The following is a 3,872-nucleotide window of genomic DNA, read 5'->3' as shown; positions in this document are numbered from 1 at the left end:
GCGGGGGCCGGCGCCGCCTCGGCGGCGGGCGCGGGCGCAGCGGCCGGAGCGCCGGAACCGTCGTCGATGACGGCCAGCTCGGCGCCGACCTCGACCGTCTCGTCCTCGGCCACCTTGATGGAGGCCAGAATGCCCGAAGCGGGCGCGGGGATCTCGGTGTCCACCTTGTCGGTCGACACCTCGAGCAGCGGCTCGTCGGCCTCGACGCGCTCACCCTCGGCCTTCAGCCAGCGGGTCACGGTGCCTTCGGACACGCTCTCGCCGAGCGCCGGCAGTGTTACGGAAACCGCCATGGTTTCTGTTGCTCCTAACGATCTGTGCGGACTGTTGCGTGCCCTGGAATCAGTCGTGCGAGTGCAGCGGCTTGCCGGCGAGAGCCAGGTGGGCCTCGCCCATCGCCTCGTTCTGCGTGGGGTGCGCGTGGATGAGCTGGGCCACCTCGGCCGGCAGCGCCTCCCAGTTGTAGATCAGCTGGGCCTCGCCGACCTGCTCGCCCATCCGGTCACCGACCATGTGTACGCCGACGACGGGGCCGTCCTTGACCTGGACGAGCTTGATCTCGCCCGCGGTCTTGAGGATCTTGCTCTTGCCGTTGCCCGCGAGGTTGTACTTCAGAGCCACGACCTTGTCAGCCCCGTAGACCTCCTTGGCCTTCGCCTCGGTGATGCCCACGGACGCGACCTCCGGGTGGCAGTACGTCACCCGCGGCACACCGTCGTAGTCGATCGGGACGACCTTCAGGCCGGCCAGCCGCTCCGCCACCAGGATGCCCTCTGCGAAGCCGACGTGCGCGAGCTGGAGCGTGGGGGCCAGGTCGCCGACCGCGGAGATCGTGGGGACGTTAGTCCGCATGTACTCGTCGACGAGGACGAAGCCTCGGTCCATCGCGACGCCCTGCTCCTCGTAACCGAGGCCCTGCGAGACCGGGCCGCGGCCGATGGCGACGAGCAGCACCTCCGCCTCGAACGTCTTGCCGTCCGCGAGGGTGACCTTGACGCCGTCCTGCGTGTACTCGGCCTTGTCGAAGAAGGTGCCGAGGTTGAACTTGATGCCGCGCTTGCGGAAGGCCCGCTCCAGCAGCTTGGAGCTGTTCTCGTCCTCGACCGGGACGAGGTGCTTCAGGCCCTCGATGACCGTGACGTCCGCGCCGAAGGACTTCCACGCCGAGGCGAACTCGACGCCGATCACGCCGCCGCCCAGCACGATGGCCGACTTCGGGACGCGGTCCAGGACCAGCGCGTGGTCCGAGGTGATGATCCGGTTGCCGTCGATCTGCAGCCCCGGCAGCGAACGCGGCACGGAACCGGTCGCCAGCAGCACGTGCCGGCCCTCGACCCGCTTGCCGTCCACGTCCACGGAGGTGGGGGAGGACAGCCGGCCCTCGCCCGTGATGTACGTGATCTTGCGGGAGGCCACCAGGCCCTGCAGGCCCTTGTAGAGGCCCGAGACCACGTCGTCCTTGTACTTGTGCACGCCCGGCATGTCGACGCCCTCGAAGGTCGTCTTCACGCCGAACTGCTCGCCCTCGCGTGCCTGGTCGGCGATCTCACCGGCGTGCAGCAGGGCCTTGGTGGGGATGCAGCCACGGTGCAGACAAGTGCCGCCCAGCTTGTCCTTCTCGATCAGGGCGACATCAAGACCCAGCTGAGCCGCTCGCAGGGCAGCGGCGTAACCGCCGCTACCGCCTCCGAGAACCACCAGGTCGAAAACGGTGCTGGCGTCGTTCGCCACGTCACGTCCTCCATGCATGTGCGCCGACGGCCGGGGGTCTCCGACCGGTCGGCGACTGTATCTTCAGCGCCTTGCGCCGGCGCTGTACTGCCGCGTGATCATGCGGGGCTGCCCTGCCAAGGTCCCGCTCCGACTCATCTTCGCACTTGTTCGCCCACGACGGGACGCGGGGGCACGCACAGGGAGCCGTAATCTGACAAAAAGCCCAGGTGGGGCCGTGAAACGGCCCCGGGTCGGGGACCCGGGGCCGGTCTTTTCAGCTGTGAGCGATCAACCTGGGACGTCCCCCGGGCCGGTCGCCGCCAGGGGCGGTCGGGCCCGGGGTCAGAGGATCTCGCCCTCGGCGGCCCGCTCCAGCACCGTCACGAGCGTGCGCACCGCGGAGCCCGTACCGCCCTTCGGGGTGTAGCCGAAGGGGCCGGAGGTGTTGAACGCCGGACCGGCGATGTCCAGGTGCGCCCAGGTGACGCCGTCGGCCACGAACTCCTGGAGGAACAGGCCGGCGACCAGGCCGCCGCCCATCCGCTCGCCCATGTTGGAGATGTCGGCGACGGGGGACTTCATGCCCTCCTTGAGCTCCGCCGGCATCGGCATCGGCCACGACTGCTCGCCGGCGTCCGCCGCCGCCTCGTGGATCGCGGCACGGAAGTCGTCGTCGTTCGCCATGATGCCGAACGTGCGGTGGCCCAGGGCCAGCACCATCGCGCCGGTCAGGGTGGCGACGTCCATGACGGCGTCCGGCTTCTCCTCGCAGGCGCGGGTCAGCGCGTCGGCCATGACGAGGCGGCCCTCGGCGTCGGTGTTCAGCACCTCCACCGTCTTGCCGCTGTACATGCGCAGCACGTCACCGGGGCGGGTGGCGGAGCCCGACGGCATGTTCTCGGCGAGCGCCAGCCAGCCGGTGACCTTCGTCTTCAGGCCCAGCTGGGCGGCGGAGGCCACGGTCGACAGCACGGCGGCGGCGCCGCTCATGTCGCACTTCATGGTCTCGTTGTGGCCGGCCGGCTTCAGGGAGATGCCGCCCGAGTCGTACGTGATGCCCTTGCCGACGAGTGCCACGTGCTTCTTCGCGCCCCGGGGCGCGTAGGTCACCTTCACCAGGCGCGGCGGGTTCGCGGAGCCCTGGCCGACGCCCATGATGCCGCCGTAGCCGCCCTTGAGCAGCGCCTTCTCGTCGAGGATCTCGACCTTGAAGCCGTGCTCCTTGCCCAGGTCGGCGGCGCGCTGGGCGAACGCCTCCGGGGTCAGGTCGTTGGACGGGATGTTGATCAGGTCGCGGGCCCGGTTGACCTCCTGCGCCACGACGGTGGCGCGGGCGGCGGCGTCCTTGTGGGCCTTGTCGCGGGGCTTGCCGCCGACGAGGACGGCCTCCGCCAGCGGCTCCTTGGCGGTGCCGTTCGCGGGCTTCTCGCGGTACTCGTCGAAGGAGTACGCGCCGAGCAGCACACCCTCCGCGACGGCGCCGGTGTCCTCGGCGTCCTCGACCGGGAGGGCGATCAGGGCCTTCTTGGTACCCGACAGCGCGCGGGCGGCCGCGCCGGCGGCGCGGCGGAGGGTCTCGGGGTCGAAGCCGTCCTCGGGGGCGGTGCCGAGGCCCACGGCGACGACCACGTTCGCCTTGAGACCGTCCGGGGCGGGCAGCTTGGTGACCTCGCCCTCGCCGCCGGCGGCGCCCAGGGTCTCGAGCACGCCGGCGAGCTTGCCGCCGAACGCCTTGTCGACTGCTTCCGCGCCGGCCGCGACGACCGGGCCCTTCGGGCCCTTCGCCACGCCTACGACGACGGCATCCGCGCGCGCCGTTGCGGCGGATGATGTGCTGAGGGTCAGAGCGGTCACGCTGGCTGTCCTCTTTCGTTTACTCGCGGGGGTTGTTGTCCACGCTGCACAATACGCCGGGGGCTGGTTTGCGGCTCCTCGGGTGCGGGTTGCGTCGGCTGACGCGCTTCGGCGCTTCGCGCCTCAGTCCTCAAACGCCGGACGGGCTGGGCTTGCGTTGCGTCGGCTGACGCGCTTCGGTGCTTCGCACCTCAGTCCTCAAACGCCGGACGGGCTTTGGGGTGTTGCGGGGCGGGCTCGGGCGGGGTTCTCGCCGGTGGTCTCGGGGCGGCCCACGTCGATGTTCCCCGGTCTGGACTTCCACA

Annotated in this window: 3 protein-coding genes; all 3 read right to left on the bottom strand. The window is 70.5% G+C overall.

Annotation, left to right across the window (positions count from 1 at the left end; translation table 11 throughout):
• The coding region (locus AB0M28_RS40020; RefSeq protein WP_365415703.1) for a biotin/lipoyl-containing protein at positions 1–293 on the bottom strand (293 nt) is incomplete at its 3' end.
• Between the two features lie 49 nt (positions 294–342).
• Complete coding sequence (lpdA, locus tag AB0M28_RS40015; protein WP_365415701.1) at positions 343–1,731, bottom strand: dihydrolipoyl dehydrogenase; 1,389 nt, start codon at positions 1,729–1,731, stop codon at positions 343–345.
• Between the two features lie 324 nt (positions 1,732–2,055).
• On the bottom strand, positions 2,056–3,567 hold the full coding sequence (locus tag AB0M28_RS40010; protein WP_365415699.1) for a leucyl aminopeptidase: 1,512 nt from the start codon (positions 3,565–3,567) through the stop codon (positions 2,056–2,058).
• Positions 3,568–3,872: the final 305 nt, after the last annotated feature.

The sequence above is a fragment of the Streptomyces sp. NPDC051940 genome (assembly GCF_040680895.1).
In the GTDB taxonomy this organism is placed as follows: Bacteria; Actinomycetota; Actinomycetes; order Streptomycetales; family Streptomycetaceae; genus Streptomyces.
This window is presented reverse-complemented; position numbering and strand designations above follow the sequence as displayed.